28 protein-coding genes are annotated in these 26,918 nt (G+C 60.3%); 21 read left to right on the top strand and 7 right to left on the bottom strand.

Annotated elements, in window-relative coordinates; translation table 11 throughout:
• Positions 1 to 54 precede the first annotated feature (54 nt).
• The 4 genes from ACYQ54_RS17885 to mutM all read right to left on the bottom strand — a co-directional run bounded on the left by ACYQ54_RS17885 (position 55) and on the right by mutM (position 3,404).
• Positions 55 to 465, bottom strand: a complete 411-nt coding sequence (locus tag ACYQ54_RS17885) for a rhodanese-like domain-containing protein (RefSeq protein WP_460084738.1) — start codon at positions 463 to 465, stop codon at positions 55 to 57.
• Between the two features lie 674 nt (positions 466 to 1,139).
• On the bottom strand, positions 1,140 to 1,406 hold the full coding sequence (gene rpsT, locus ACYQ54_RS17880; protein ID WP_460084735.1) for a 30S ribosomal protein S20: 267 nt from the start codon (positions 1,404 to 1,406) through the stop codon (positions 1,140 to 1,142).
• A 175-nt stretch (positions 1,407 to 1,581) separates the two neighbouring features.
• Entirely contained in the window at positions 1,582 to 2,355 is a 774-nt protein-coding gene (locus tag ACYQ54_RS17875) for an enoyl-CoA hydratase (RefSeq protein WP_460084733.1), read from the bottom strand.
• Between the two features lie 155 nt (positions 2,356 to 2,510).
• Positions 2,511 to 3,404 (bottom strand): bifunctional DNA-formamidopyrimidine glycosylase/DNA-(apurinic or apyrimidinic site) lyase, encoded by an 894-nt coding sequence (gene mutM, locus ACYQ54_RS17870; protein WP_460084730.1) that lies wholly within the window; start codon positions 3,402 to 3,404, stop codon positions 2,511 to 2,513.
• Positions 3,405 to 3,645: 241 nt separating this feature from the next.
• Here mutM and ubiE point away from each other — a divergent pair, with 241 nt between their 5' ends.
• A complete protein-coding gene (gene ubiE / locus ACYQ54_RS17865; protein WP_460084729.1) occupies positions 3,646 to 4,449 on the top strand; it encodes a bifunctional demethylmenaquinone methyltransferase/2-methoxy-6-polyprenyl-1,4-benzoquinol methylase UbiE in 804 nt (267 codons plus the stop codon).
• 3 nt (positions 4,450 to 4,452) lie between these two features.
• Positions 4,453 to 6,033, top strand: a complete 1,581-nt coding sequence (gene ubiB / locus ACYQ54_RS17860; protein ID WP_460084726.1) for a 2-polyprenylphenol 6-hydroxylase — start codon at positions 4,453 to 4,455, stop codon at positions 6,031 to 6,033.
• Between the two features lie 96 nt (positions 6,034 to 6,129).
• Here the strand turns inward: ubiB and ACYQ54_RS17855 are convergent, their stop codons facing one another.
• Positions 6,130 to 6,750, bottom strand: a complete 621-nt coding sequence (locus ACYQ54_RS17855) for a GntR family transcriptional regulator (protein ID WP_460084724.1) — start codon at positions 6,748 to 6,750, stop codon at positions 6,130 to 6,132.
• An 83-nt stretch (positions 6,751 to 6,833) separates the two neighbouring features.
• Between ACYQ54_RS17855 and ACYQ54_RS17850 the strand changes: the two genes are divergently transcribed.
• Positions 6,834 to 7,304 (top strand): OsmC family protein, encoded by a 471-nt coding sequence (locus ACYQ54_RS17850; RefSeq protein ID WP_460084722.1) that lies wholly within the window; start codon positions 6,834 to 6,836, stop codon positions 7,302 to 7,304.
• 3 nt (positions 7,305 to 7,307) lie between these two features.
• On the opposite strand, the gene ACYQ54_RS17845 is transcribed toward ACYQ54_RS17850, so the two are convergent.
• Together ACYQ54_RS17845 and ACYQ54_RS17840 are read right to left on the bottom strand one after the other, a co-directional pair.
• Entirely contained in the window at positions 7,308 to 7,931 is a 624-nt protein-coding gene (locus tag ACYQ54_RS17845; RefSeq protein WP_460084874.1) for an alpha-ketoglutarate-dependent dioxygenase AlkB, read from the bottom strand.
• A 21-nt stretch (positions 7,932 to 7,952) separates the two neighbouring features.
• Complete coding sequence (locus ACYQ54_RS17840) at positions 7,953 to 8,783, bottom strand: glycine-rich domain-containing protein (RefSeq protein WP_460084719.1); 831 nt, start codon at positions 8,781 to 8,783, stop codon at positions 7,953 to 7,955.
• Positions 8,784 to 9,137: 354 nt separating this feature from the next.
• Here ACYQ54_RS17840 and dnaK point away from each other — a divergent pair, with 354 nt between their 5' ends.
• The 18 genes from dnaK to lnt all read left to right on the top strand — a co-directional run bounded on the left by dnaK (position 9,138) and on the right by lnt (position 26,778).
• Positions 9,138 to 11,060, top strand: coding sequence for a molecular chaperone DnaK (gene dnaK, locus ACYQ54_RS17835; protein ID WP_460084717.1), 1,923 nt, complete (start codon positions 9,138 to 9,140; stop codon positions 11,058 to 11,060).
• A gap of 163 nt (positions 11,061 to 11,223) precedes the next feature.
• Positions 11,224 to 12,357, top strand: coding sequence for a molecular chaperone DnaJ (gene dnaJ, locus ACYQ54_RS17830; RefSeq protein ID WP_460084714.1), 1,134 nt, complete (start codon positions 11,224 to 11,226; stop codon positions 12,355 to 12,357).
• Between the two features lie 105 nt (positions 12,358 to 12,462).
• Positions 12,463 to 13,125, top strand: coding sequence for a class I SAM-dependent methyltransferase (locus ACYQ54_RS17825; protein ID WP_460084713.1), 663 nt, complete (start codon positions 12,463 to 12,465; stop codon positions 13,123 to 13,125).
• A 127-nt stretch (positions 13,126 to 13,252) separates the two neighbouring features.
• Positions 13,253 to 13,828, top strand: a complete 576-nt coding sequence (locus tag ACYQ54_RS17820; RefSeq protein ID WP_460084710.1) for an NADPH-dependent FMN reductase — start codon at positions 13,253 to 13,255, stop codon at positions 13,826 to 13,828.
• 174 nt (positions 13,829 to 14,002) lie between these two features.
• On the top strand, positions 14,003 to 14,563 hold the full coding sequence (gene hslV, locus ACYQ54_RS17815; protein WP_148582125.1) for an ATP-dependent protease subunit HslV: 561 nt from the start codon (positions 14,003 to 14,005) through the stop codon (positions 14,561 to 14,563).
• 6 nt (positions 14,564 to 14,569) lie between these two features.
• Entirely contained in the window at positions 14,570 to 15,088 is a 519-nt protein-coding gene (locus ACYQ54_RS17810; protein ID WP_460084708.1) for a GNAT family N-acetyltransferase, read from the top strand.
• Between the two features lie 3 nt (positions 15,089 to 15,091).
• Positions 15,092 to 16,396: an ATP-dependent protease ATPase subunit HslU gene (hslU, locus tag ACYQ54_RS17805; protein WP_460084705.1), complete on the top strand. Its 1,305-nt coding sequence runs from the start codon at positions 15,092 to 15,094 to the stop codon at positions 16,394 to 16,396.
• A gap of 88 nt (positions 16,397 to 16,484) precedes the next feature.
• Positions 16,485 to 16,979, top strand: a complete 495-nt coding sequence (locus ACYQ54_RS17800) for a universal stress protein (protein ID WP_460084702.1) — start codon at positions 16,485 to 16,487, stop codon at positions 16,977 to 16,979.
• 189 nt (positions 16,980 to 17,168) lie between these two features.
• Complete coding sequence (locus tag ACYQ54_RS17795) at positions 17,169 to 17,726, top strand: NifU family protein (RefSeq protein ID WP_460084699.1); 558 nt, start codon at positions 17,169 to 17,171, stop codon at positions 17,724 to 17,726.
• A 162-nt stretch (positions 17,727 to 17,888) separates the two neighbouring features.
• Positions 17,889 to 18,581 (top strand): tRNA (adenosine(37)-N6)-threonylcarbamoyltransferase complex dimerization subunit type 1 TsaB, encoded by a 693-nt coding sequence (gene tsaB, locus ACYQ54_RS17790; RefSeq protein WP_460084696.1) that lies wholly within the window; start codon positions 17,889 to 17,891, stop codon positions 18,579 to 18,581.
• Positions 18,578 to 19,066 carry a ribosomal protein S18-alanine N-acetyltransferase gene (gene rimI, locus ACYQ54_RS17785; protein ID WP_460084694.1) on the top strand — a complete coding sequence of 163 codons (489 nt, stop codon included), beginning with the start codon at positions 18,578 to 18,580 and terminating at the stop codon, positions 19,064 to 19,066. Before tsaB ends, rimI begins: the two co-directional genes overlap by 4 nt.
• Before the next feature lie 54 nt (positions 19,067 to 19,120).
• Positions 19,121 to 19,570: a Fur family transcriptional regulator gene (locus ACYQ54_RS17780; protein WP_460084691.1), complete on the top strand. Its 450-nt coding sequence runs from the start codon at positions 19,121 to 19,123 to the stop codon at positions 19,568 to 19,570.
• Positions 19,563 to 20,429 carry a lyso-ornithine lipid O-acyltransferase gene (gene olsA, locus ACYQ54_RS17775; RefSeq protein WP_460084688.1) on the top strand — a complete coding sequence of 289 codons (867 nt, stop codon included), beginning with the start codon at positions 19,563 to 19,565 and terminating at the stop codon, positions 20,427 to 20,429. Before ACYQ54_RS17780 ends, olsA begins: the two co-directional genes overlap by 8 nt.
• Before the next feature lie 190 nt (positions 20,430 to 20,619).
• Complete coding sequence (gene miaB, locus ACYQ54_RS17770) at positions 20,620 to 22,095, top strand: tRNA (N6-isopentenyl adenosine(37)-C2)-methylthiotransferase MiaB (RefSeq protein ID WP_460084686.1); 1,476 nt, start codon at positions 20,620 to 20,622, stop codon at positions 22,093 to 22,095.
• 84 nt (positions 22,096 to 22,179) lie between these two features.
• Positions 22,180 to 23,241 carry a PhoH family protein gene (locus tag ACYQ54_RS17765; RefSeq protein ID WP_460084871.1) on the top strand — a complete coding sequence of 354 codons (1,062 nt, stop codon included), beginning with the start codon at positions 22,180 to 22,182 and terminating at the stop codon, positions 23,239 to 23,241.
• A gap of 16 nt (positions 23,242 to 23,257) precedes the next feature.
• Positions 23,258 to 23,773, top strand: a complete 516-nt coding sequence (gene ybeY / locus ACYQ54_RS17760) for an rRNA maturation RNase YbeY (RefSeq protein WP_460084870.1) — start codon at positions 23,258 to 23,260, stop codon at positions 23,771 to 23,773.
• A 35-nt stretch (positions 23,774 to 23,808) separates the two neighbouring features.
• Complete coding sequence (locus tag ACYQ54_RS17755; RefSeq protein WP_460084683.1) at positions 23,809 to 25,005, top strand: hemolysin family protein; 1,197 nt, start codon at positions 23,809 to 23,811, stop codon at positions 25,003 to 25,005.
• A 156-nt stretch (positions 25,006 to 25,161) separates the two neighbouring features.
• Positions 25,162 to 26,778 carry an apolipoprotein N-acyltransferase gene (gene lnt, locus ACYQ54_RS17750; protein WP_460084680.1) on the top strand — a complete coding sequence of 539 codons (1,617 nt, stop codon included), beginning with the start codon at positions 25,162 to 25,164 and terminating at the stop codon, positions 26,776 to 26,778.
• Positions 26,779 to 26,918 lie beyond the last annotated feature (140 nt).

Below are 26,918 nucleotides of genomic sequence, written 5' to 3'. Positions count from 1 at the left end.
TTATATGGCGAAGGGAAAACTCCCTTCACCTGACCCCGTCAATGGGCGAGGTAACTAACTTTGAATCCAGGGCAATCCGGCGGCTTTCCAGCCGGACTGGGTCCCACGGTGGCCGTCCGGACCGAGAGGGCCCTCGAAACCATCCGTGATATTGAAGCACTGCGAGTAGCCGGCTTGCGTCAGGGCGATCGCAGCTGCCTGGCTCCGCGCTCCGGAGCGGCACAAGAAATAGATTGGCGCGTCCCGGTCAAGTCCTTTTTTGACCAAAAGATCAGAAACCGAATCCACGAAGCTGGGATTGGGACCTGACGACGGAAAGCTCTGCCATTCGGCCAGGATCGGCTCCTTGCCGATCGGACGAAGATCCGGCAGGCCGACAAAGGACCATTCCGCCTGCGTACGCACATCGACGAGGATTGCGTCCTGCTGCCCGGCAAGACCGTCAAAGGCCTCCTGCGCAGTCACATTCCCTGCATATCCACCTTGAAATTGCAAAGCCGCCCCCTTCAATAGCGTGGTGCTATTGATTATAAGTATTCTTCAAGATTTTCTTGAGAAAGTAGTAGTCTACTCCAGGCTAAGCGCCCGGAAGGTCGAACACGCTAACGTATTCATTCCCTGAATTGAATTTTATGTGCTCAGTGATGGTTCGCTTTAACTTATTCATTGTTTTCCAAGCACCGTTTTTAAGTTGGTCGCTGGTCTTACCCGCCAGCCGTATTGTTAATATACAGACCGCGACCGAAGGGGCAACAGCGTGTTTTTGAGAATGGCGGAAAGGGTCGGTTTCTCCCCCCGCGTCACTGTGTTTCTGGTCCCTGCTGGCGACGGAACAAATGTGTTTTACCGCAATGACTTTTCGCTCTGAGACGCCCTGTCATTTTGCAAAAACATCGATTTCAAAAAAAATTTCGGAACTGATAGCTTGACTCGTATCGAATCCGGATTGATCGCGTTCTTCCAATGGTACATGTACGTAAATCATTGAAAGATAAACATTTTTCCTGACACCATTATACTCGGTAGAAATCGCGATAATGCGCGCCAGGGTTGTCGAATTTCGTCATCCACAAAATTGCGTGGCTAAAAAAAACCCGGCACTGTGGCCGGGTCTTTTTAACGGTCATATGACGGGTCTGTTACGCGCTGAGTGCCTTGATACGGGCATTGAGGCGGGAAACTTTCCGGGACGCCGTGTTGGCGTGCATCGTGCCTTTGCCGGCAGCGCGCATGATTTCCGGCTGCGCAGCCTTGAAGGCCTCATTTGCAGCGGCCTGATCGCCGGAAGCAATCGCTTCCTCAACCTTGCGCAGGAACGTGCGCACGCGGCTGCGACGGGCTTTGTTCGTGGCCGTCCGGCGGGCAATCTTGCGGGCCGCCTTCTTGGCCGATGGTGTGTTGGCCATGGGCTCTATCCTGATCGGTAATTGGGACTAGTGTCCGGTGGCGATCGGGACAAGAGAGCAAAAGCTGCTGGACCCGATCAAAAAACAACGGCGGCGGAAAACCGCCACCGATTGGGCGCAGCTTATAATCGCGCTTTCGGATGCCGTCAACGGCTTTATCGTTGAACGCCGTAGTTTATTTGTTCCGGAACTGCGGCGTCCGTTTTTCGGCGAAGGCGCTCATGCCTTCATTCTGGTCTTCCAGGGCAAACAGCGCCTGGAAGACACGCCGTTCGAAACGGACCCCTTCCGACAGCGTGGTTTCATAGGACCGGTCGACGCTTTCCTTGGCCATCATCACCACGGGCAGCGAGAAGTCAGCAATCTTTTCGGCAGCTTTCAGCGCTTCCTCGAGCAGATCGTCCGCCGGAACAATACGGCTGACCAGACCGCTGCGTTCGGCTTCTTCAGCGTCCATCATGCGGCCGGTCAGGACCATTTCCATGGCCTTGGACTTGCCGACGAACCGCGTCAGGCGCTGAGTGCCCCCGGCGCCCGGAATGACACCGAGCGTGATTTCCGGCTGGCCGAACTTTGCCGTGTCCGCAGCGATGATGAAATCGCACAGCATGGCCAGCTCGCAGCCGCCGCCAAGCGCATAGCCCGCCACGGCGGCGATGATCGGCTTGCGATTGCGTGAGACCCGGTCGAAAGGTGTGATCAGATCCGTCTGATAGGCGGATGAAAAATTGTGCGGCTGCATTTCCTTGATGTCGGCACCTGCGGCAAAGGCCTTTTCCGAGCCGGTGATGACGACGCAGCCGATCCGCTCGTCCGCATCGAACCCGTCAAGCGCCGTGCCGAGTTCGGCAACCAGGGCCGAATTGAGTGCATTCAAGGCTTTTGGCCGGTCCAGTGTGATCAGACCGACTTTTCCGCGTTTTTCGACGCGAATGTTCTCATATCCCATGTCGCCAGCTCCCAGTGCTGGAACCCGCGGCGGTCCGGATGACCCGGTCTCCCTTGAGCCCGGCTCCCGGTGCCTGCGGTTTCCTGGACGTGTACTTCACCGGCAATGCCTACCCGAGGTCGGGCGGGTCTGGCAAGCTTGGCCGATGGGACAAGTCAGCTCTGGCAGGCCGGGCAGTGGAAGGTTGACCGGTTCGACTGGACAAGGCGGGCAATGGTGCCCTTGCAACCCGGGGTCCGGCAGGCCTCGCCCTCGCGGTCGTAGACGGCAAAGGAATGCTGGAAATAGCCGAGCGTGCCGTCCGCCTGGGTGTGATCGCGCAAGGAAGACCCACCCGCCTTGATGGCATCTTCCAGGGTGGCGCGGATATTGGCGGCAAGTTCCACGGCTTTCTTTGTCGGCTTGCCCGTGCGGGTCACCAGCGTGCCGGCGGCCCGCTCCGGGCTCAGCCCGCTGCGCCAAAGCGCCTCGCACACATATATATTACCCAGCCCCGCGATCAGTTTCTGGTTGAGCAGCGCTGCCTTGAGCGGCGTCTTGCGTCCGCTGAACAGCCGCGCCAGCGTTTCGCCGCCAAGGTCGTTGCCCAGAGGTTCCAGGCCGAGGTCACGGAAAAAGGGATGATCTGCAAGCACGGGTCGGGCAATGAGATCCATGAAGCCGAACCGGCGCGGGTCGTTGTAGACGATCCGGGCGCGTGCACCGTCGGCGGTCTCCAGGTGGAAGACGACGTGGTCGTGTTTCGGGTCCTTGCTGCGCGCATGGGCAAAGGTGCCCGGCGTATCCGCGGAAAGATCGTTTTCGATCCGGAACGATCCAGACATGCCAAGGTGCATCACCAGCACATCGCCGCTGTCGACATCGCCCAGAAGATATTTCGACCGGCGTGACAGCACGGTCATCCTGCGTCCGGTGAGCCGGTCCGCAAACCCGTCCGGAAATGGAAAGCGCAGGTCCGGCCGGTTCTGGTCGACCTTTGCTATCAGCGCCCCTTCGAAAGTGGGGGCAAGACCGCGCTTGACGGTTTCGACTTCCGGGAGTTCTGGCATGTCAGGTCTGGTATCCGCTGTCATGGCAGGCTATAGGCCTGCGGCATATGGTTTTTGGTGGCCGGCAACGATAGCGCTTGCCAATGGCTTGTACTATGGTCCGGCGCACTTTGAAGATAGTTTCGAAACGGCAATCCGCCAGCACTTTCAACAGGTGGATTGTCCAACGGGTAAGAAGTGATCGGCCCCGCCGCCGGCCGGCATCATTGCCGCGGCGCAGGGCGATCTTGGAGGCGCTTTCATGACGCAACAGGCACACGGACATTCGGCCAGGTCGAACCGCGCACCGGAAGAGATGCCGACCAGTTTCGGCTTCACAAGGGTAGCCGAAGGTCAGAAGCAGGCGCTGGTGGACGATGTCTTTCACAAGGTTGCCGAGCGCTACGACCTGATGAACGACCTGATGTCCGGCGGGCTGCACCGGGTCTGGAAGGATGCCATGGTCTCGTTCCTGGCGCCGCCCAAGACACCGGCCTCCAACTGGCGGCTGCTGGATGTGGCCGGCGGAACCGGCGACATCGCCACTCGTGTGGTTCGCCGGTCCAACGACACCGCCCGTGCGGTGGTGTGCGACATCAACGAAAGCATGCTCGGCGTCGGCCGTGACCGCGCCGAAAAGGCCGGTCTTTCCGATCTCATCACCTTCAGCCAGGGCAACGCCGAGGAACTGCCGTTTCCCGACAAGAGCTTCGATGCCTACACCATCGCTTTCGGCATCCGCAACGTGCCGGACATTCCCAAGGCCTTGCGCGAAGCGCGCAGGGTTTTGAAGCGGGGCGGCCGGTTCCTCTGCCTCGAGTTTTCCGAGGTCGACGTGCCGTTGCTCGACAAGGTCTACGACACCTTCTCCTTCAACGCGATCCCGGCCATGGGACGCTGGGTCACGGGTGACGGGGACCCTTACAGGTATTTGGTGGAATCGATCCGCAATTTCCCGAACCAGGACCGCTTTGCCGACATGATCCGCGAAGCCGGGTTCGAGCGTGTCGGCTACCGCAATTATTCCGGCGGAATCGCCGCCCTGCATTACGGCTGGAAACTCTGATACATGGCCTTTCCCGTGATGCCTTTCCTCCGCTTGGCGCGGGCGGGTTTCGTGATGGCGCGCGAGGGCGTGTTCGGTCTCGTTTCGCTGCCGGATCTGCCGCCCGGGCCACGGTTCGCCATTGCCATGGCGCGGCTTCTGGAGCGCCGGTCCGTTCGCAACAAGCGGGCGGACCTTCGTCTGTCCGACGCGCTCAACAAGCTTGGACCTTCCTATGTGAAGCTTGGCCAGTTCCTGGCGACCCGCGCCGATGTGGTCGGCAAGGAAGCCGCCCGCGAATTGTCCGCTCTTCAGGACCGCCTGCCGGCCTTTGATCACGACGCGGCCCGCGCCGCCGTGGCCGAACAACTCGGCAAGCCTGTCGAAGAGGTCTTCGTCTCGTTCGGTGAAGCGGTTGCCGCCGCCTCGATTGCCCAGGTCCATCCGGCGGTGATCCTCGACAAGGACGGCACGGAGCGCAAGGTTGCCGTCAAGGTTCTGCGGCCAGGGGTTTCCCGCCGCTTCCAGCGCGATCTTGAAAGCTACTACCTCGTTGCCCGACTGGCCGAACGGTTCCATCCGCCGTCACGGCGCCTGCGGCCTGTTGCCGTGGTGGACACCCTGGCGCAGTCGGTGGCCATGGAAATGGACTTCCGTCTCGAGGCCGCGGCCCTTTCGGAAATGGCGGAAAACACCGCAGACGATCCCGGTTTCCGCGTTCCTTCCGTCGAATGGCTGCGCACAGCCAAGGGCGTGCTGACCATGGAATGGATCGACGGCCGCAAGATGTCGGACGTCGAGGGCCTCAAGGATGACGGCCATGACCTTGAAGCGCTCGGGGCCGCTGTCATTCAGAACTTCCTGCGCCACACGCTGCGCGACGGCTTCTTTCACGCCGACATGCACCAGGGCAATCTCTTCGTTGAGCCGGACGGAACTCTGGTTGCCGTTGATTTCGGTATCATCGGCCGTCTCAACAAGCGCGAGCGCCGGTTCCTTGCCGAAATCCTGTTCGGCTTCATCACCCGCAACTACCGGCGGGTGGCCGAGGTTCACTTCGAAGCAGGATATGTGCCCGCGCATCAGGACGTCGACATGTTCGCCCAGGCGATCCGCGCCATCGGTGAGCCTATCCATGGCCACGACGCTAGCGAAATCTCCATGGCCCGGCTGCTCACCCAGTTGTTCGAGGTGACCGAGCTCTTCGAGATGAGCACCCAGACCCAGCTGATCATGTTGCAAAAGACCATGGTCGTGGTCGAGGGCGTGGCCCGCTCGCTCAATCCCAATCTCGATATGTGGCGAACGGCGGAGCCTGTGGTCGGCAACTGGATCAAGGACAACCTGGGTCCTGTCGGCAAGCTGCGCGATGCAGGTGATGCACTGACGGCACTCGCGCGCATCGCCAACGACATGCCGCTCTTTGCCGACAGAATCGGCCGGATGTCGGAAGAGCTGGAAAAGATGACACATGGCGGGCTCAGGTTCGACGAGCAGACCGCCGAGGCGATTGGCCGGGCGGAGGCGCGTCACACCCGCTCGGGGCGGGTCGCCTTGTGGGTCATTGCCACCTGCGCGATCGTGACGACCTACATGCTTTTCTGAGGCAGTTGGCCGGGCACTCAGCCCGGCCTTTTGCCGTCGAACCGCCGGTCCCGGTGCGGAGCGTCGCCCGGCGGAGCGCGCGGCCGCCTTGTCCGGTCAGCCGGGCATTGCCGCCAGCAGCGTCTCGCGCGCATCCGCAATATGGCGGATCAGAATCTCCGTCGCCCGGTCTTCAGCGCGCGATCTGCAGGCCGCGACCAACTCTTCATGATCCTTCAGCCATCTGTCGGTGAGGGTCGGCAAGACACCGTAGCCGGCAATGTGAATCCGGCAGGTCCGTCGCAGGTCTTCAATCATCGTCAGTTCCCTTGGCCGTTTTGCCGGCGCATAGAGGCTCTTGTGAAAGGCCCAGTCGCCGTCGGCCCACCGATCGGTGGCCGCATCGATGCTGGAATGGGCAAGGGCCGTCTCAATCTTCACAAGATCGTCGGTGTCCAGCCGTCTGATCGAGTGCCGCAGGCAGTCGGTCTCCAGCAGGCCGCGCAGATGATAGACCTCGTCGATCTCTGCCGGAGCAAGGTTGATCACACGTGCCCGGCGATTGCGTTCAAGGTCGATCAGCCCCCGTGCTGCCATAAGTTGCAGGGCGTCACGCACGGGTATGCGGCTCACGGAAAAGCGGGCCGCAATTTCTCCCTGTTTCAATTCCTCACCGGGACGGAAGAGTCCCGAAACGATGTCGGACTCGAGCGTGGCTGCAATTTTTTCCGCGGACATGGCGCCTCCCCGAATGTGCAATAGAGCCTTGACAGTGGCCTGTAAATCCAAAATGTATAAATGTATACATTTTAGGAGGCTGCATGAGCAACGAACACGGCTATTCATCTCTCATACGCTGGACAGGTAATCGCGGAGAGGGGACGAAAAGTTACAGATCTTACGACAGGACGTGGGAAATCCGGACCCCCGGAAAGCCTCCTGTATTCTGTTCAAACGACCCGCTGCTCGGCGGAAGTCCGGCGCTCCACAATCCGGAGGACCTGCTTCTCTCCGCCCTGGCGAGCTGCCACATGCTCTGGTTCCTGCATCTGGCAAGTGACGCGGGCATCGCCGTTACGGCCTACGAGGATGCGCCGGAGGCGACGGGGGAAACGGAGCCGTCCGGCGCCGGACGGTTTCTGCGCGCCGTCCTGAAGCCGGCCATCACCGTGCCAAAAGGCACGGACCTGGCAAAGGCCGATGCGATCCACCAGGAGATTCACAAGGTCTGTTTCATTGCCCGGTCGGTAAATTTTCCGGTGAGCTTCGAGGCGACTTATCTGGAAACGTGAGTGTCAGGCCGGATTGACCCGCCTCAGCGTGAGGTTGATCCGGCCGCCGTTCTTCAAAAGAGTGGATGTTCCCTTCAGCACCCGGTCGATGCCGTGAAAGGCGAGGCGAGCTTCACCGCCAAGCACGACAACGTCGCCCGACTGCAGGCGGAAGGATTTTGTCGGATCCTTGCGGGACAGACCACCGACGCGAAAGGTTGCCGTATCTCCCAGAGAGACCGAGACGACCGGCGCGTCGAACACCTGTTCGTCCCGGTCCTGGTGCAGGCCCATGCGCGCGCCTGCATCATAGAAATTGATCAGACAGGCCTCTGCGGGCGGCGCTGCGGCGGCAACCTCCGTCCAAAGGCCCGTCAAGGCGTCAGGCATGGCGGGCCATGGAGCACCGGTTACAGGGTGTGCGGGCTGGTACCGGTAGCCACGGATATCCGACACCCAGCCAAGCGGCCCGCAGTTGCTCATGCGCACCGAAAAAGGTTTGCCGGTTTTCGGCATCACCGGCTGGAACAGCGGTGCTTCGGCCACGATGGTGCGGATGTGCTCAAGCAACTGCTCCTGACCTGCGCGGTCAAAATAGCCGGGCAGGTAGAGAAGTCCGCTCAGACCGTTGATGGGGATTTCCTGCATGGTCAAGTGGTAGCCGCTCGTTCAGTCGCCTCCGCCGCAACCGCTGCAGCCGGAACTGCAGCTACTGTCGCCCCCGCCGCTGCTGGTGCCGCAGCCCGTGCTGCACCCGGAGGATTTTCCGGCGGTTGATTTCTTGAAGAGGATGAACAGCACCACGGCAATGAGGAACAGGGAAATCAGGAATTCGGACGTGTGCATGGTGGCCCAATGCCAGACCATATTGCGCAATCTCTCGATCAGGGTGTCGCCTTGCGCCTCTCCATGGGCGAAGGCCAGTCTCGTCCCCAGAAGCAGGGACATTGCCGTCAGCAGGGCACAGTGAACGACGGCGGGCGCTTTGCCGAACCTTCGGGCAAGGCCGGCAATCCGGTTTGGCCATTGCGGCTTGCGGATGATCCAGACGTCCTGCGCATTCACCCGCACAAACCCGGGTGCCTTTCCGAACCGGATGTCCTCCTGCGGCCAGATGTCCCGTGGCGGTTCACCGAATTCGGACCGGTAGAGCCGGAGTGTCCTGGCATAGGCTTGCCGGAACCGGAGCTCCTGTTCCGGGCCGCCCCTGGTCGGCATATGGTGCAGCGGGCCGCCAAGCGCCTCCCGCATAGCTCCCCAATAGTGTTTGGTGTAGGTCAGGTGCAGATGCCAGGCCTGGTCCACTTCGTCGCTCGGCGTCACGATGCCTTCGCCAAGACGGCTGAGATAGGCAAACCGAAGATATTCGGTCACGACACGTCTGGCGAAACCCCTGCTCCACCCGTTGTCGCGGGCAAGGCGCGCGGAAAACGGGAAGTCCGCTTCCACATCGTCCGGGTGGCTTGCTTCAAGCCTGTTCCAAAGACTGGGGTCTCGCAAATCCGATCTCCTTACCGTCTGGTGATTGCGCTGACAGATCGATCTTAACCGGTTTGCCCTGCCCATTTGAGCAAAACTCTCTGATGCCAGCCGATTGCATGTGGAATTCGCAAAGCTGACAATGTTGGTAACGATCTGGGAAGAAATATCGGCGAAGAACGGAAGGTCTGCGAAATGTCAGTGGACAGATGTCTTGCAGGTAAAGTTTCATCCACCTATATAGCGGTCAAGCTTCGCGCCAAATCATGAACCCATCGTTCTGGTGCGATGTCCGGGGAAACCCGGAACCCAACTGAGAGGAGCCGGAATGACGCCTTTTTGGGTCTATCCGGTTTGCTAGAAAGAGAGGCAGATATGGCAAAGGTCATTGGTATCGACCTCGGCACGACCAACTCGTGCGTCGCCGTCATGGACGGTAAAGATTCCAAGGTAATTGAAAACGCAGAAGGCGCCCGCACCACCCCGTCGATGGTGGCCTTCTCCGACGATGGCGAGCGTCTCGTCGGCCAGCCGGCAAAACGCCAGGCGGTCACGAACCCGACCAACACCCTGTTCGCGGTCAAGCGCCTGATCGGTCGCCGGTACTCCGACCCGACCGTCGACAAGGACAAGAAGCTTGTCCCGTTCGAAATCGTCAAGGCCGACAATGGCGACGCATGGGTGGAAGCCAACGGCGAAAAATACTCCCCGTCCCAGGTGTCCGCTTTCATCCTTCAGAAGATGAAGGAAACCGCTGAGAGCTATCTCGGCGAAAAAGTGACCCAGGCGGTCATCACCGTCCCGGCTTACTTCAACGACGCGCAGCGCCAGGCAACCAAGGATGCCGGCAAGATCGCGGGTCTTGAAGTCCTGCGTATCATCAACGAGCCGACGGCAGCAGCGCTTGCCTACGGGCTCGACAAGAACGACGGCAAGACCATCGCGGTCTATGACCTCGGCGGTGGTACGTTCGACGTCTCGGTCCTGGAAATCGGCGACGGTGTCTTCGAAGTGAAGTCCACAAACGGCGACACCTTCCTCGGTGGTGAAGACTTCGACATGGTCCTCGTCGACTACCTTGCGTCCGAGTTCAAGAAGGACCAGGGCATCGACCTGAAAAACGACAAGCTGGCCTTGCAGCGCCTGAAGGAAGCTGCGGAAAAGGCGAAGATCGAGCTGTCGTCCTCGTCCCAGACCGAAATCAACCTGCCGTTCATCACGGCGGATGCCTCCGGTCCGAAGCACCTGACCCTGAAGCTCACCCGCGCCAAGTTCGAGTCGCTGGTTGAAGCTCTGGTCAAGCGCACCATCGAGCCGATGAAAGCCGCTCTGAAAGACGCCGGTCTTTCTCCCGGTGAAATCGACGAAGTGGTTCTGGTTGGCGGCATGACGCGCATGCCGAAGATCCAGGAAACCGTGAAGACGTTCTTCGGCAAGGACCCGCACAAGGGTGTGAACCCGGACGAAGTCGTTGCCATGGGTGCCGCGATCCAGGCAGGTGTTCTGCAGGGCGACGTCAAGGACGTTCTGCTGCTCGACGTGACCCCGCTGTCGCTCGGCATCGAGACGCTCGGCGGTGTCTTCACCCGTCTGATCGACCGCAACACGACGATCCCGACCAAGAAGAGCCAGGTGTTCTCGACCGCTGAAGACAATCAGACGGCTGTGACCATCCGCGTCTTTCAGGGCGAGCGCGAAATGGCCGCGGACAACAAGGTTCTCGGTCAGTTCGACCTGGTCGGCCTGCCGCCGGCACCGCGCGGCGTTCCGCAGATCGAAGTTACCTTCGACATCGACGCCAACGGTATCGTCAACGTGTCCGCGAAGGACAAGGGCACCGGCAAGGAACAGCAGATCCGTATCCAGGCCTCCGGCGGCCTCAGCGACAGCGACATCGACCAGATGATCAAGGACGCTGAATCCCACGCCGATGAGGACAAGAAGCGGAAGGAACTGGTGGAAGCCAGGAACCAGGGCGAATCCCTGGTCCATTCCACCGACAAGTCCTTGAAGGACTACGGCGACAAGGTTTCCGAGGACGACAAGTCCGCGATCGAGACCGCTCTCGCCGCCCTGAAGTCTGCGCTTGAAGGTGAAGACCTGGAAGACATCAAGGCCAAGACACAGGCTCTGGCGGAAGCTTCCATGAAACTTGGCGAAGCCATGTATCAGGCAGCTCAGGCAGACGCCCAGGCCGAGGACGGCGAGGAAGCCGATCCAAAAGCCAAGGCTGAAGACGATGTCGTCGATGCGGATTTCGAAGAAGTCAAAGAAGACGACGACAAAAAATCCGCATAACTGAAGCATACCAGCCAGCCGGTTCCCGGCTGGCTGGTCCAATCCCGGCGCCGGTTGCTCGACTGCCTGATGAAAAGGGCACTTGTGCGCGGCGCCTTCGCCGTAATTGGCGCCGGCAAATGCCAGGCTGCCAGCGGTGCAACAACAAGACCGGAAGATCTTGATGTCGAAACGTGATTTCTATGAGGTGCTGGGTGTTTCGCGTGATGCGGATGAAAAGGCGCTGAAAAGTGCCTACCGCAAGATGGCGATGCAGTTCCACCCGGACCGCAATCCGGGCGACGAGGCCGCCGAAGCCAAGTTCAAGGAAGTCAACGAGGCCTATGACACGCTGAAGGACCAGCAGAAGCGTGCGGCTTATGACCGTTTCGGCCACGCGGCCTTCGAAAACGGCGGATTTGGCGGCGGCGGCGGTGCCGGTGCCCATGATTTCTCCTCCACCATGTCTGATATCTTCGAGGAATTCTTCGGCATGGGCGGAGGCGGCGGCCGCCGATCCGGTGGACGCGAGCGCGGCGCGGACCTGCGCTACAATCTGGATATCACGCTGGAAGATGCCTTCACCGGCAAGACGGTGGAAATCGAGGTTCCGACCAGCGTTACCTGTGACGATTGCTCCGGTTCGGGTGCAAAGCCCGGAACCAGCCCGACTACCTGCCGAACCTGTGGCGGGGCAGGCCGCGTGCGCGCCGCACAGGGCTTCTTCACACTGGAGCGCACCTGTCCGAGCTGTCAGGGCCGCGGCCAGGTGATTACGGATCCGTGCGAAAGCTGTGGTGGTTCCGGCCGCAAGACCCAGGAGCGCACGCTGTCCGTCAACATTCCGGCAGGTATCGAGGACGGCACCCGAATTCGTCTGGCGGGTGAAGGCGAAGCTGGCGTGCGCGGCGGTCCTTCGGGCGACCTTTATATCTTCCTCTCGCTCAGGCCACACGAACTCTTCCAGCGCGACGGCGCAGATCTTTATTGCCGTGTGCCGATTTCCATGTCGACGGCAACCCTGGGCGGCCAGTTCGATGTGCCCACGGTCGAAGGTGCAACCAGCCGCGTCAAGGTGCCCGAAGGCACGCAGACCGGCAAGCAGTTCCGGCTGCGCGGCAAGGGCATGCCGATCATGCGCTCCAGCCAGTATGGTGACATGTACATTCAGGTCACGGTCGAAACTCCGACGAATCTGACCCGTCGCCAACGTGAACTTCTTGCGGAGTTCGAAAAGGAATCCTCCGGTGAAAACCATCCCGAATCGGCTGGTTTTTTCTCCAAGGTGAAGGATTTCATCGATAATCTCGGTGCATAAGCGGCCAGAAACCGGGGAACTATGCGTGCAATTTGTGCGCTTGCCCATGGCATCTTATTGCAATCACTCCTATATTCCCCGCGTGGGGGATGTGAGTGAGGAAAGATGCTGAAACGCAATAGCTCGCGCCGGGAGGCTTTTCGGGAAAAGCTTGAAAAGGCAAGTGCCGTTCGGGCTAAGGTGCTCGATGAAGTCAAATTCATCCGTTCCTGGGCTCAGAACCCGCTTCGAACAGGTGCCGTTGCCCCTTCCGGGCCCGAGCTTGCCGCCAAGATGGCCTCCTTTCTGACGCCGCGTCCCCATTCAAGGGTTGTTGAACTCGGGCCGGGTACTGGCGTTGTCACGAAGGCGATCCTGGAACGGGGGTTTTCGTCGCAGCAACTCAGGCTCATCGAATATTGTCCGGAATTTTGTGAACTGCTGACCCGCAGATATCCGGGACTGAAGGTTGTCCAGGGGGATGCCTATGCCCTTGGCGAAACCCTTGGCCGGGCGGGCGATACGCTTTCAGCACCCCAGGACCAGCAGCATTCGCTTGACGGCATCGTGTCGTCCCTGCCGCTGCTGACGCGTCCGGAAACGGTGCGTAAGGCCCTTCTGGCAGAAGCGTTGGACCTTCTGAAGCCGGGCGCGCCTTTCATCCAGTTTTCCTATGGGCTGGTCGCGCCGGTCAAACCGGACATCCGTTCGATCTCTGTCTTCAGTTCGGACTGGGTCTGGAAGAACCTGCCTCCGGCACGCGTGTGGGTCTATCGCAAAGCCCATTGAGGCTTCACACGGCAGGGGACAGCGGACAGGAAACACTCCCATTTCCGGAAAAGCACCTTACACTCGGGACCAGACGGTTCACCGCGCTACATAAGGCGTGGGCTGGATAATTCTTGGGAAGGTTCTGATGCGCAATCCGAAGATCCTCGTTTGCTCGGGCTCGGTCCGGGGAGGTTCCTTCAACGGCAAACTTGCGGCACTTGCCGCCAAGAAACTTGCAATCCTGGATGCGGAAGTAACGCATCTCTCGTTGAAGGACTATCCGTTGCCGATCTACGACGGCGACCAGGAGAACACGGCGGGAGTTCCGGAAAACGCCAAGAAACTCAAGCGGTTGCTTCAGGGGCAGGATGGCGTCTTTCTGTCCTGTCCGGAATATAACGCCGGTATTACGCCCTTGCTGAAAAACACGCTGGACTGGATCAGCCGCGTGAAGGAGCCGGGCGATCCCTACAGGAACAAGATGTTTGCGCTGGGGGCGGCATCGACAGGAGCCTTTGGCGGCATGCGCGGACTGATCGGCATGCGCACCATTCTGGAAGTCGGTCTCGGGGCGATGGTCCTGCCGCAGATGGTGGCCGTGCCGAAAGCTGCCAACGCCTTCGACGACAAGGGCGAACTGTCTGACGAACGGGCCGGTGGCCAGATGGACAAGCTGGTGGATGCCCTCTTGCGTGCGACCCGGATCGAGATGTCGCACTGAGGGTGCGAATTTCTCACCAGAATCAGCATGCAAATACCTGCCGGGAGCCGATCACCCGAGGCTCCAAATCCTTTGTGACGCAGGCCGGTTCCCATTGACTGCTTGGAAATACCCGATTTGCCGCCTACATAGGGCGGCAGACAAGAAGACCATGAAGATTGCCAAGAGGATTGTATGAGCGAAACGCGCGAACCGGCCCAGTGGCACGGTACGACGATCATGATGGTGCGCAAGGGCGGCAAGGTGGTGATCGCCGGTGACGGTCAGGTCTCTCTGGGCCAGACCGTGATCAAGCACACCGCCCGCAAGGTACGCCTGCTGGCCAAGGGCGAGGTCATCGCCGGATTTGCCGGTGCGACTGCCGATGCCTTCACACTGTTCGAGCGCCTCGAGGCGAAGCTGGAACAGTATCCGGGTCAATTGATGCGTGCCTGTGTGGAACTGGCCAAGGACTGGCGGACGGACCGCTATCTGCGCCGTCTGGAGGCGATGATGCTGGTTGCCGACAAGAACGTGTCTCTGGTGCTGACCGGTACCGGCGACGTGCTCGAGCCCGAAGGCGGTGTCATGGGCATCGGTTCGGGCGGCAACTACGCGCTCGCCGCTGGCCGCGCGCTGGTCGATACCGACTATGACGCGGAAACCATTGCCCGCAAGGCGATGGCGGTTGCCGCGGAAATCTGCGTTTACACCAACTCCAGCGTGACCGTTGAATCGCTGGATACGGCCGAGTAAGGGCGGATGATTTCGTTTCGCCCCGTCACTGCCGAAGATCTGCCGATGCTGGCGGATTGGCTGGCACAGCCACACTGGCGGCAATGGTGGGGTGAACCGGAAGAAGAACTGAACAATATCCGGGACATGGTCGAGGGCAGGGATACGACCCGGCCTCTCATTTTTCAGGAAGGCGGTCTCGACAAGGGATATATCCAGGTCTGGTTTGTCGGCGATCAGCAGGCAAGCGAGATTGCCGGGGATTATCCCTGGCTGGATCTGCTTCCGGCCGATGCCGTTGGTGTCGACCTGTCGATTGCAGCCGAGGAAGACCTGTCCCGGGGACTTGGAACAAGAACTTTGCAGGCATTTGTCAGCCAATTGCGGAAAGAAGGCCATGAGCGGATCATCATCGATCCGAATCCGGCCAATCTCAGGGCTGTGAAGGCCTATCGCAAGGCTGGCTTCCAGGAGATCGAAGCACTTCTGGGCCGGACAGGCGACTGTCTGCTGATGGAACTCGTAAGTACGGAAGGCGTGTCTTAAACAATGTCCGATTTTTCTCCGCGTGAGATCGTTTCAGAACTCGACCGCTACATCGTCGGCCAGAAAGATGCCAAGCGCGCGGTCGCCATTGCATTGCGCAACCGCTGGCGCCGCCAGCAGCTGCAGGGCCAGATGCGCGAGGAGGTTCTGCCGAAGAACATCCTGATGATCGGCCCGACCGGTGTCGGCAAGACCGAAATTTCGCGCCGGCTCGCAAAACTGGCCAATGCTCCCTTCACCAAGGTGGAAGCAACCAAATTCACCGAGGTCGGCTATGTCGGCCGTGACGTGGAGCAGATCGTCCGCGATCTGGTGGAAGCCGGGATCACGCTGGTGCGCGATCAGAAACGCGAAGCGGTCAAGGCCAAGGCGCACATGCTGGCCGAGGAACGTGTGCTCGATGCGCTTGTCGGAAAGAATTCAAGCCCGGCAACCCGGGACAGCTTCCGCACCAAGCTTCGCGACGGCGAGATGGACGACAAGGAAATCGAGGTTGAGGTCCGGGCCCAGGCACAGATGCCGAGCTTTGATCTGCCGGGCATGCCCGGGGCCAGTGTCGGGGTGATGAATGTCTCCGATCTGCTGGGCAAGGCATTTGGTGGCCAGACCAAGACCAAGCGCACCACCGTTCGCGACAGCTACCAGCTCCTGATCAACGAGGAATCCGACAAGCTGCTCGATGACGACAAGGTGGTCGAAGAGGCGATTTCGCTCGTCGAGAATTCCGGCATCGTCTTCCTCGACGAGATCGACAAGATCTGCGCCCGTGAAGGCCGTGCCGGAGCCGATGTCTCGCGCGAAGGCGTGCAGCGTGACCTTCTGCCGCTGATCGAGGGCACGGTCGTTTCCACCAAGCACGGCCCGGTCAAGACCGACCATATCCTGTTCATCGCGTCGGGTGCGTTCCATGTGGCCAAACCCTCCGATCTTCTGCCGGAGCTGCAGGGACGTCTGCCGATCCGCGTGGAACTGCGCGCCCTCGACAAGGACGATTTCCGCGCGATCCTGACCGAGCCGGAAGCCAGCCTCATCAAGCAGTATGTGGCGCTTTTGGAAACGGAAAAGCTCACCCTCAGCTTCACCGAGGATGCCATCGACGAAATCGCCTCCATCGCGGTCGATCTCAATGCCTCGGTCGAGAATATCGGCGCTCGCCGCCTGCAGACGGTGATGGAACGCATCCTCGACGAGATTTCCTTCACGGCGCCGGACCGGCCGGGTGAGGAAGTCGAGATCACGGGTAAATTCGTCCGCGACAACATCGGCGACCTTGCCAAGAACGTCGACCTGTCGAAGTTCATCCTCTAGGACAGGCCCGAAAGACACCGGTTGAGCGCTCTGCGCGCGGCGATTTCGCCGCTTGCGGAGCGCGCGGACCGGTGGCAGCATGCGCCCCATGGTAGCTATTCGAAAAAGCAACGAGGAAGGCCACCGCCGGAAGTTTCTGGTCGTGGTTGACGAAACGCCCGAATGTGACCGGGCGATCGTATATGCCGCCAAGCGGGCGGCGCGGACCGGCGGTGTTGTCACGTTGGTCTTCATCATTGCGCCAGGCGACTTCCAGCATTGGCTGGGGGTTGAGGACATCATGCGGGCGGAAGCCCAGGAAGAAGCCGAAGCGGCTCTTGCAAAAGCCGCCGAGCGCGTGCGCTCCGTCGCCCGCACCGAGCCGGAATCGGTGGTCAGGGAAGGTGCCAAGGCCGAAGAGATCCTGGAGCTGATCGAAGCCGATGCCGACATCGCCATCCTGATCCTTGCCGCCAGTACGGGCTCGGAAGGGCCGGGGCCACTGGTCTCCTCGATTGCCGGAAAAACAGCGGGAACCTTCCCTATTCCGGTAACGATCGTGCCGGGCAACCTGGATGATGATTCCATCGCCGCACTGGCGTGATTGGCAAACGCAAGGCGCACGGTTTTCAGGAGATTGCTTGACCGTGCAGGAACTGCACCTATCTAGTTTTTAACGGTTCCAAACTGCTGCAAGATACGTTAGAAACATTCATCGGCGTTTTGCGATGGAGGTGAGGCGCAAAACGAGCCGGCAACACGGGCGCGACCTGAAGCGCAAGGACGAGAGAAGATGTTCATTCAAACCGAAGCCACACCGAATCCGGCGACACTGAAATTCCTGCCGGGACGGGTTGTCCTGCCGGAGGGAACCTACGACTTCCGCAACAAGGCGGATGCCGGGGTATCGCCTCTCGCACAGAAACTGTTCGACGTGCCGGGCGTGGTGGCGGTCTTTTTCGGCCATGACTTCGTGACCGTGACCAAGGACGAAACCGACTGGCAGCACATGAAACCGGCCATTCTGGGCGTGATCATGGAGCAGTTCATGTCCGGTCAGCCGGTCATGGCGACCAGCGAAGCGGAAAATATCGAGGAAGGCGAGTTCTTCGAGGCAGGTGACGCAGACACCGTCAGCACCATCAAGGAACTCCTGGAAACCCGGGTGCGTCCTGCGGTGGCGCAAGATGGCGGCGACATCACCTTCAAGGGCTTCAAGGAAGGCGTGGTCTATCTGTCCATGCGCGGCGCCTGCGCCGGCTGCCCGTCATCCACGGCAACGCTTCAGCACGGTATCCAGAATCTGCTGCGCCACTTTGTGCCGGAAGTCGAGGAAGTCCGCCCGATCTGATCGGATATTTCCTGTAGAGTTTCAAAGGCCCGGCATGTGTCCGGGCCTTTAATATTTTCGACTCCCATTCTTTGTGGAACGCAAGCCCCCCTTTGGACTTAGGTCCAAAGCCCCGCTCGACTCACGGGCCGGGCCGGGGTAGTGGCATGTGGGACAAAAACCTTGAGCCAGACCGGAATGCGCGTCCTCGCCATCGATACAGCCCTTGCCAATTGCGCCGCCGCCGTTCTCGACGACGGTGTGGAAACCGCGTGTTTCGAGGCATGTGGCGAAGAAATCGGCCGGGGACATGCCGAAAAGCTGATGGACATGATCGGCGAGGTCATGGCCGAGTCGTCTACCACCTTTTCCGAACTTGACCGCGTTGCCGTAACCATCGGACCCGGCAGCTTTACCGGACTGCGTGTCGGACTGGCCGTTGCCCGCGGGTTCGGCCTGGTGCTCGGCAAGCCGGTTGTCGGCGTGACCACACTGGCAGCCATTGCCCGTTCCGATGTTCCCAGGGACGAGGGGGGGCCTGTTCTGGTGGCACTGACCGGAAAAGCCGACGAGGTTTACTGTCAGCTGTTTCATGCCTCGGGTGCAGCCGCTGATGAAGCCGGTGTACGTACCATCGCTGATCTTGCGGCGAACCTGCCCAAGGACATAAGGTTGGCAGGTTCGGCATCGGAAAAAATCGCGAGGGAGCTTGGCCTTCCAGACAGCGCGATATTGTCCCGCAGCACTTTCCCGGGTATTCGGGATGTTGCGGAACTGGGGATCTCCGCCGATCCTTCGAGGTCATCCCCTTCGCCACTCTATTTGCGGCCGCCTGATGCGACGCCGCAAACGAAGGGAAGGATAGAACGGCAATGAGTTTTTGGTGGTTCTGGACCCAGCCGCCGGTGATAGAAGAGGCGCTGGACGAAGATCTACCGAAGATTGCCGATATCCACGCACTGTCATTCAAACACAAATGGAACACGGACGAGCTTGCGCGGATGAAAGCGCAGGACGGCGTCATGTTTCTTGTGGCGCGCCGGGCCAGTCCCTATGGCACGCGTGCACCGCTTGGCTTCCTGATCGTGCGCATCGCCGCAGATGAGGCCGAGGTCATCACCATTGCAGTTCACCCGCGCCAGCGCGGCCGCAGCATCGGCAAGAAGCTGATGGAAGCCGGTCTGTTCCGTTTGTATGGCGAACGCTGCAAACACCTTTTTCTGGAAGTGGACGCTGCCAACGAACCGGCGCTGCTGCTGTACCGGGCACTCGGCTTCAAGGAGGTCGGCAGCCGCAAGGGGTATTACAGCGACAGTGGAGGAGACGGGACCGCGCTTGTCATGCGCGTCGATCTTGGTTAAGCGCTGTAGCGGAAACGGATACGGTATCGGAAACAGACGGCGGACGGCATCGCAATGGTGGAAGAGCGGCAATCAGCGCTAGTGGATTTGTGCATCGAAAAAGGTATGCGCATGACCGAACAGCGCCGTGTCATTGCCTCCGTCATCGAAGCAGCCTCCGACGAGCACCCCGATGTCGAGGAACTTTACCGCCGCTCCGTGGCGATCGATCCGGGCATTTCCATTTCAACGGTCTATCGCACCGTGAAGCTGTTCGAGGATGCGGGGATGATCGAGCGGCACGATTTTCGCGACGGCCGTTCGCGCTATGAAACTGTTCCGGACGAACATCACGACCACCTGATCGATCTGCGTTCCGGCCAGGTGATCGAGTTCCGCAACGAGGAAATCGAGGCCTTGCAGGAATTTATCGCCAAGAAACTGGGGTACCGGCTGGTCGACCACCGGCTGGAACTCTATGGCGTTCCGCTCGATGTTCCGAAGGATGACCACGGCGATGGCTGAACTCAAGGCCGGGGTCATCATCTTCCTTCTGACGCTGGTGTCGCTGGTGCTGATCCCGCTTCAGTGGCTGGCGGTGAAGCTCGGTCTTCCGATGCAAAGGAAATTGCCCCAGCTCTGGCACCGGATCGCGACCCGGCTTGTGGGCATCAAGATCGAGCAGATCGGAAGCCCTGCCATGGACAGGCCGCTGCTGATCGCCTCCAACCACGCGTCCTGGGTCGATATCACCGTGCTCGGCTCGCTGATACCCCTGTCATTCATTGCGAAATCGGAAGTCTCGGGCTGGCCCATTTTCGGCCTGTTCGCCAAGCTTCAGCGCACGGTGTTCGTCAATCGCACCCGGCGCACGGAAACCGCTCAGGTGGCTGATGCCATTGCCGGGCGCATGGCAGCCGGCGATGCGATGGTCCTGTTTGCCGAAGGCACCTCCAATGACGGCAATTGCGTTCTGCCGTTTCGTTCAGCGCTGCTTGGGGCCGCGACCCGTGCCGTCGGCGACGACGAGACCTCGACGGTCTGGGTGCAGCCGCTGTCTGTCGCCTATCAGGGCTTTTACGGCCTGCCGATGGGCCGTGCCCACCGTCCGCATGTCGCCTGGTATGGCGACATGGAGCTTGCGGGCCACCTGTGGGGCATATTCTCGCGCGGTGCGCTCGACGTCGTGGTGCGCTGGGGCGAGCCGGTTCTGGTCGACCGGACAACGGACCGGAAGGACCTGACCCGCCGCCTTGAAACAGAGGTTCGAGCCATGACGATCGCCTCGCTGCTGCAAAAGCCGGTCGAGATCGAAGATTTCAGCGAAATCGAGCCACTCGAGTTCTTCTCAAACGGGGAAAAAACCGCTAAAGCTGGCGCCTGAATTTGCAAGGTGCCGTCCGCTGCCGTTCCAAGGCGCGGATCCTGGGCGTGATGGACGGATCGATCCTGCGCCCGTACCGGGTGAATTGCCCGATGAAGGCACAGACATTCACCACATCCGGCCGCCAGACAAAGGCCCAGTTTATGAAGGCCGAATCTACAAAGGCCAGTAGGAGCCCCACGAGGAGCGAATGACAAGCCGCCCTGAACAAGACCTGGAAACGGCCGCCACCGCCGTTTCTGCCGCCGAAACGACAGCCACCCGTGAGGGCGGGAACACCCGCAAGGTGTTCGTGCGGACCTATGGCTGCCAGATGAACGTCTATGACAGCGAGCGCATGACCGACGTTCTGGCGCCGGAGGGGTTCGAGGCGACTGACGATCTGGAAGACGCCGATCTGGTCATCCTGAACACCTGCCACATCCGTGAAAAGGCCGCCGAGAAGGTCTATTCCGAGCTTGGCCGTATCCGGAAGGTCAAGGAAGAACGGGCGAAATCCGGCAAGGACATGATGGTCGGTGTCGCCGGCTGCGTTGCACAGGCGGAAGGCGAGGAAATTTCCCGCCGGGCGCCCATCGTGGATCTCGTGGTGGGGCCGCAGAGCTACCATCAGCTGCCGTCTCTCCTGGAAAAGGCTCGCGCTGGCTCCAAGGTGGTCGAAACAGAGTTCGACATTGACGCCAAGTTCAACCACCTGTCCGCCCGTGCGGAAAGTCAGGTGCTGAAACGCCCGCCGTCCGCCTTTCTCACTGTGCAGGAAGGATGCGACAAGTTCTGCACCTTCTGCGTCGTTCCCTATACGCGCGGCGCAGAAGTTTCCCGCTCGGTCGAGCAGATCGTCTCCGAAGCCGAACGCATGGCCGCCGCCGGTGTGCGCGAGGTCACGCTGCTGGGGCAGAACGTCAATGCCTATCATGGAGCGGCGCCGGATGGTGCCGTCTGGGGGCTTGGCCGTTTGTTGAGGCGCCTGGCGGAAATCGACGGTCTGGACCGGCTGCGGTACACCACCAGCCATCCCCGCGACATGGATGACGACCTGATCGAGGCACACAAGGAACTGAAAAGCCTGATGCCGTATCTGCACCTGCCGGTGCAGTCAGGGTCCGACAAGATCCTGAAGGCGATGAACCGCCGTCATACGCGGGAAGAGTATTTCCGCCTGATCGACCGCATTCGCGAGGCGGCCCCCGATATTGCGCTCTCCGGTGATTTCATCGTCGGATTCCCGGGTGAGACCGACCAGGATTTCGACGACACGATGGATCTGATTCGACGCGTTGGCTACGGTTCCGCCTTCTCGTTCAAATACAGCTCCAGGCCCGGAACACCGGGCGCAACCATGGAAAATCACGTGCCGGAAGACGTCAAGTCTGTCCGGCTTGCCGAGCTTCAGGCCTTGATCAGCGAGCAGCAGAAAGCGTTCAACGCCTCGCGTCTGGGAATGACCTGTGACGTGCTTCTGGAGAAGACCGGCCGCAATCCCGGCCAGCTGGTTGGCAAGTCGCCCTGGTTGCAGCCGGTGCAACTGGATGCACCCGAAGACCTCATCGGGTCGATACAAGCGGTGGAAATCGTTGACATCGGGTCCAATTCCCTGTTCGGGCGGCTGATTGCGGGGCAAGATGATCTTGGAAGGTCCGGACGCATCCCGGCTCCGGCGGCCTAAAGGAGACGTCATTTGACGCGCGACAGCCACTCTTCATCCCGCAAGTCCTCGGTAGATTCCTCTGCGGCCGGTTCGGCCTCCGACATGACCCATATTGTTCTTGCCTTTGAAGATAACCGGCTGATCGGAGATCTCTTTGGGCAATTCGACCAGAACCTTGCGCTTATCGAACAGCGTCTGGGCATCGATGCCATTGCCAGGGGCAACCAGGTGACGCTCAAAGGCCGTCAGGCGGGGTGTGCTCAGGCGCGCACCGCGCTGGAGGCCATGTATCAGCGTCTGCTGCAGGGGCAGGAGATCCATCCGGGGGACGTCGACGGTGCCTTGCGCATGGCTGCAGCCGCCGAAGCGCAACTGCCGCTGCCGACGCTGGAGCCGAAGTCCCGGCTGGCCTTCGCCCAGATCGCGACCCGTCGAAAGACCATCGTTGCCCGCACGCCGACCCAGGACGCCTACATCCGGTCCATGGATCGGGCCGACCTGATTTTCGGAACCGGCCCGGCCGGCACCGGCAAGACCTTCCTGGCGGTTGCCTATGCGGCAGCGCTGCTGGAGCGCGGCGATGTCGCCCGTCTGATCCTGTCCCGTCCCGCTGTTGAAGCCGGCGAACGTCTCGGCTTCCTGCCGGGCGAGATGAAGGACAAGGTCGATCCCTACCTGCGGCCGATCTACGACGCCCTTTACGAGATGATGCCCGCAGAGAAGGTCGATCGTGGCCTGCAGTCCGGCATGATCGAGGTGGCGCCGCTGGCCTTCATGCGCGGCCGCACGCTGTCCAACGCGGTGGTGCTGCTCGACGAGGCGCAGAACACGACTTCCATGCAGATGAAGATGTTTCTGACGCGTCTCGGAGAAGGGTCGAAGATGATCGTCACCGGCGACCCGAGCCAGATCGACTTGCCATCGGGACAGGTGTCCGGTTTGCGTGAAGCACTTGGACTGTTGACCGACATTCCGGAAGTCGCTCATATCCGGTTCAACGAGAAGGACGTCGTCCGCCACGAACTGGTTGGACGGATCGTGACCGCCTACGACAACGCTTCGCGTGAAGAATCGGAAGCGCGCGAACGCCGCTTTGCCGAGCGAAAACGTGGTGCGGACCGCGACGGTGCCTCTGCGCGCCCTCGTGAAGCCGCAAATTCCTGAAAAGCCCTTGCCGACAATGCCTGACCGATTGCCCGAAAGTTTTCAGATTGACCTGTCGATAGAGGCGGGTGATTGGCCGGCGGAAAGCCAGTTGGAAGAAATTACCGCGAAGGCGGTTGCCGCTGCCTTTGCTTGTGCGGATCTGGAAGTTCTGGACGGGACGGAAGTCTCGCTGCTCTTTACCGACGACGCGTCGATCCGGCAGTTGAACGCGAAATGGCGGGACAAGGACAAGGCGACAAACGTCCTGTCCTTTCCCGGCAGTGATCCGCAAGGCGATGTCTACGGCCCGCTTCTGGGCGATATCGTTTTCGGTTATGAAACCGTCGCGGCCGAAGCCGCGGATCTTGGAATTGAATTTTCCGATCACCTTACCCATCTGACAGTTCACGGTTTGCTTCACCTTTTCGATTATGATCATCAGGAAAGTGAAGAGGCGGAACTTATGGAAAGTCTCGAGAAGGCCATTCTGGCCTCTCTTGGCATCGATGACCCTTACGCGGACAGGCCCCTTGTGGCTGACGGCGGTTAAGTGGCATCATGGGGTGTGATGTTCTTGATTGATGGATGATGAACTCAATTGAACCGCAAAGTCCGGTAACCGGGCAGAAACCTGCCAGCACTGGACAGGAACAGGACGGGGAAGACCCGCAACAGCCGAAGCCGCAGAGAACTGCGGCCTTTCTCGACCTCCTCAAACGCATCCTGCGCTTGGGCCGCCAGTCTTCGAGCTTGCGCGAGAACCTGGAGGATGAGCTTGCCCGCGAAGGCGGCGACGCCGCTTTCTCTCCGGAAGAGCGGATGCTGCTCGGCAACATTCTCAGACTGCGCGAATTGCGCGTCGACGATGTCATGATCCCGCGTGCGGATATCGATGCGGTGGAAGTGGAAACCAGCCTCAGCCGTGTCATGGAACTTTTCCAGACAAGCGGTCATTCGCGCATGCCGGTCTACGAAGAGACGCTGGATGATCCGCGGGGCATGGTCCACATCAAGGATTTGATGGCGTATATCGCCGAACGCGGCGCTTCCAATCGTCCTGCAACTTCTGTGGACAAGGAAAAAGATACAACCGGCATTCAACCGTCGAATTCGAATGCGCCAGCGCGTAACGGCCATAACATGCCTGATCTGGATCTGTCCTGCGTCGACCTGTCGGTCTCGCTGAAGAACACGGATCTGCTGCGGAACCTTCTGTTCGTGCCGCCGTCGATGCCGGCGACGGACCTGATGGCGAAGATGCAGGCCGACCGTATCCAGATGGCTCTGGTGATCGACGAATACGGTGGAACTGACGGCCTGGTGTCGCTGGAAGATCTGGTTGAGGAAGTCGTCGGCGATATCGAGGACGAACACGACGAGGACGAGGAGGCCATGCTGGCCTCCGCCGGGGAAGGCGTGTGGATTGCCGATCCGCGTCTGCCGCTTGAAGACCTCGATGCAGCGCTGGGCACGCACCTTTATGATGGCGAGATTTCCGAAGACGTCGATACGCTCGGCGGGCTGCTGTATTTCTCCGTGGGCCGTGTGCCGGTTCGCGGCGAATTGCTGCTTGTGCCGGATGAGGTTCCCGGGTTCGAATTCGAGGTGATGGATGCGGATCCGCGCCGCATCAAGCGCCTGAAGATCCGCCGCCGCCGCACTGACGCCCGTCCGCCGGATCTTCGCCGTCGTCCCAAGCGGACCGATAGCGCCCAGGGCGATGGTGGTCAGGACAGCGAGAGCCCGAAGCCCAAGGTTGCCGCGTCCAGCGGTAACGGATGACCTGGCGGCCGGGCGAACCGGCCCAGCAACGGGAGCCAAATGCGACAGGTTCCGGCTTCCGCGACAGGGCTTCTTCATTCATCTTTGGGATTAACCCTTGACCCCGCTGCGGCGAGCCGACAAATCTCCTGACCGCAAGAACGGGGAAGCTCTTTGATGCAATGGTTGTCACACCGCCTGTCGGCCCTGCCAAATACCTTTCTTCTGGCATGGGGTTGGCAGCGCCGCCTCCTGTGTGCCGCCTGCGGGGCCGTAACAGCCTTCGCGCTTCCCCCTTATGACGTCACCATCGTGCTTCTGGTCACGTTCCCCTGTCTGGTCTGGTTGCTGGACGGGTCCGTAGATCCTGCGCCGGGTAAGCGTCTTCAGCGGTTTCGCACGGGCTTCGCGCTCGGTTGGCTGTTCGGCTTCGGTTACTTCCTGTCCGGCCTGTGGTGGATCGGTGCCGCATTTCTCGTGGAAGCGGAGCGCTTTGCCTGGCTGATGCCTTTTGCGGTTCTGGCGATGCCGGTCGGTCTGGCGCTGTTCACGGGCCTCGGCATCGGCCTGGCGGCCGTGTTCTGGAGCGATCAGTTCCGCCGTATCCTGTTGCTGGCAGCCGGTCTGACCCTGTCCGATTGGCTGCGTGGCCATGTGCTGACAGGGTTTCCCTGGAATGCCTTCGGGTACGGGTTGTCCGGATCGTTGAGCCTGTCGCAGGCGGCAAGCCTCGTTGGTCTTTATGGTCTTACGTTCATCGCGGTAGCGGTGTTCGCTACCCCTGCCGTTCTGGCGGATGCGCGCCCGTTTCGCCAGCGGGTCACGGCTGTTGCCATTGCTGGCGTTGCATTGGCCGTGGTCGCGGGCTACGGCGCTGTCCGGCTGTGGCAGCCGGTTCCGCCCGTTGCCGATCTCGACGTCCGCATCGTTCAACCCTCGATCGATCAGAAAGACAAATGGCGGCCCGAGCTGCGCGATGAGATCTTTCAGACATTCCTGGACATGACCGAAGCGCCGCTTGGCGGCGCCGCACGCGTCGGCCAGCCGCGCATGGTGGTCTGGCCGGAATCGGCCGTGCCCTTCCTTTTGACGCAAGAGCCGGGTGCATTGTTCCGGATCGGCAAGTCGCTCAGCGACAAGACCGAACTGGTGACCGGTGCGATCAGGGCCGAACCCGGTCTTCAGGGGGCGGATTACTTCAACAGCGTTTTCGTCATAGGCAGCGAAGGCACGGTCCAGGGCATCTACGACAAGGTCCGTCTGGTGCCCTTCGGCGAGTATATCCCGTTTAAACCTCTGCTTGAATCTCTCGGAATCACCAACCTCGCAGGACCCCTGGAAGGCTTCGAGGCAGGGTATCAACCGCGCGTGCTGACCACCTCCGAAAGTTTTGGTTTTCTACCCATGATTTGTTACGAGGCGATTTTTCCGGGGTCTCTGGACGGCGTTTCCGGCAGGCCGGAATTTTTGCTGAATGTGACCAACGACGCCTGGTTTGGCCGCACGCCCGGCCCGTATCAGCATTTCGCCCAGGCACGTTTGCGCGCGATCGAAACCGGATTGCCGCTGATTAGAGCTGCAAATACAGGCATTTCCGCGGTCGTCGACGCCAAAGGTAATGTGGTCGCGAAACTTGCGATATTCGAGAAGGGGCTGATCGACGCCAAGCTTCCGCAGAGACTAGGTAACACTCTCTACGGCATTTTTGGCGATCTGCCGGTACTCATTTTCTCGTTCCTCATTGTAGTATTTGCGGCGTTTTACCAATACAACCGCTATTCGCGTGTAAATTGATAATTTTTGTTTGAGTTGAGTGAAGGAACTGTGATACAACCGTGAAATAGCCGATTGAAGGCTGCTTCATGTACAAGTGAAAGGTTGCGGGCAAACTTCGGTCTCTTGAACCTGTGGGGGGAACTCAGGAGAGCTTGTGC

Source organism: Roseibium sp. LAB1 (assembly GCF_054658235.1).
This window is presented reverse-complemented; position numbering and strand designations above follow the sequence as displayed.

Bases quoted from the DNA above. Each gene is read 5' to 3' on its own strand.
- rpsT (WP_460084735.1), bottom strand. From the start codon at position 1,406: ATGGCCAACACACCATCGGCCAAGAAGGCGGCCCGCAAGATTGCCCGC.
- ACYQ54_RS17875 (WP_460084733.1), bottom strand. From the start codon at position 2,355: ATGGGATATGAGAACATTCGCGTCGAAAAACGCGGAAAAGTCGGTCTG.
- mutM (WP_460084730.1), bottom strand. From the start codon at position 3,404: ATGCCAGAACTCCCGGAAGTCGAAACCGTCAAGCGCGGTCTTGCCCCC.
- ubiE (WP_460084729.1), top strand. From the start codon at position 3,646: ATGACGCAACAGGCACACGGACATTCGGCCAGGTCGAACCGCGCACCG.
- ubiB (WP_460084726.1), top strand. From the start codon at position 4,453: ATGGCCTTTCCCGTGATGCCTTTCCTCCGCTTGGCGCGGGCGGGTTTC.
- ACYQ54_RS17855 (WP_460084724.1), bottom strand. From the start codon at position 6,750: ATGTCCGCGGAAAAAATTGCAGCCACGCTCGAGTCCGACATCGTTTCG.
- ACYQ54_RS17850 (WP_460084722.1), top strand. From the start codon at position 6,834: ATGAGCAACGAACACGGCTATTCATCTCTCATACGCTGGACAGGTAAT.
- ACYQ54_RS17845 (WP_460084874.1), bottom strand. From the start codon at position 7,931: ATGCAGGAAATCCCCATCAACGGTCTGAGCGGACTTCTCTACCTGCCC.
- dnaK (WP_460084717.1), top strand. From the start codon at position 9,138: ATGGCAAAGGTCATTGGTATCGACCTCGGCACGACCAACTCGTGCGTC.
- dnaJ (WP_460084714.1), top strand. From the start codon at position 11,224: ATGTCGAAACGTGATTTCTATGAGGTGCTGGGTGTTTCGCGTGATGCG.
- ACYQ54_RS17825 (WP_460084713.1), top strand. From the start codon at position 12,463: ATGCTGAAACGCAATAGCTCGCGCCGGGAGGCTTTTCGGGAAAAGCTT.
- ACYQ54_RS17820 (WP_460084710.1), top strand. From the start codon at position 13,253: ATGCGCAATCCGAAGATCCTCGTTTGCTCGGGCTCGGTCCGGGGAGGT.
- hslV (WP_148582125.1), top strand. From the start codon at position 14,003: ATGAGCGAAACGCGCGAACCGGCCCAGTGGCACGGTACGACGATCATG.
- ACYQ54_RS17810 (WP_460084708.1), top strand. From the start codon at position 14,570: ATGATTTCGTTTCGCCCCGTCACTGCCGAAGATCTGCCGATGCTGGCG.
- hslU (WP_460084705.1), top strand. From the start codon at position 15,092: ATGTCCGATTTTTCTCCGCGTGAGATCGTTTCAGAACTCGACCGCTAC.
- ACYQ54_RS17800 (WP_460084702.1), top strand. From the start codon at position 16,485: ATGGTAGCTATTCGAAAAAGCAACGAGGAAGGCCACCGCCGGAAGTTT.
- ACYQ54_RS17795 (WP_460084699.1), top strand. From the start codon at position 17,169: ATGTTCATTCAAACCGAAGCCACACCGAATCCGGCGACACTGAAATTC.
- rimI (WP_460084694.1), top strand. From the start codon at position 18,578: ATGAGTTTTTGGTGGTTCTGGACCCAGCCGCCGGTGATAGAAGAGGCG.
- ACYQ54_RS17780 (WP_460084691.1), top strand. From the start codon at position 19,121: ATGGTGGAAGAGCGGCAATCAGCGCTAGTGGATTTGTGCATCGAAAAA.
- olsA (WP_460084688.1), top strand. From the start codon at position 19,563: ATGGCTGAACTCAAGGCCGGGGTCATCATCTTCCTTCTGACGCTGGTG.
- miaB (WP_460084686.1), top strand. From the start codon at position 20,620: ATGACAAGCCGCCCTGAACAAGACCTGGAAACGGCCGCCACCGCCGTT.
- ACYQ54_RS17765 (WP_460084871.1), top strand. From the start codon at position 22,180: ATGACCCATATTGTTCTTGCCTTTGAAGATAACCGGCTGATCGGAGAT.
- ybeY (WP_460084870.1), top strand. From the start codon at position 23,258: ATGCCTGACCGATTGCCCGAAAGTTTTCAGATTGACCTGTCGATAGAG.
- ACYQ54_RS17755 (WP_460084683.1), top strand. From the start codon at position 23,809: ATGATGAACTCAATTGAACCGCAAAGTCCGGTAACCGGGCAGAAACCT.
- lnt (WP_460084680.1), top strand. From the start codon at position 25,162: ATGCAATGGTTGTCACACCGCCTGTCGGCCCTGCCAAATACCTTTCTT.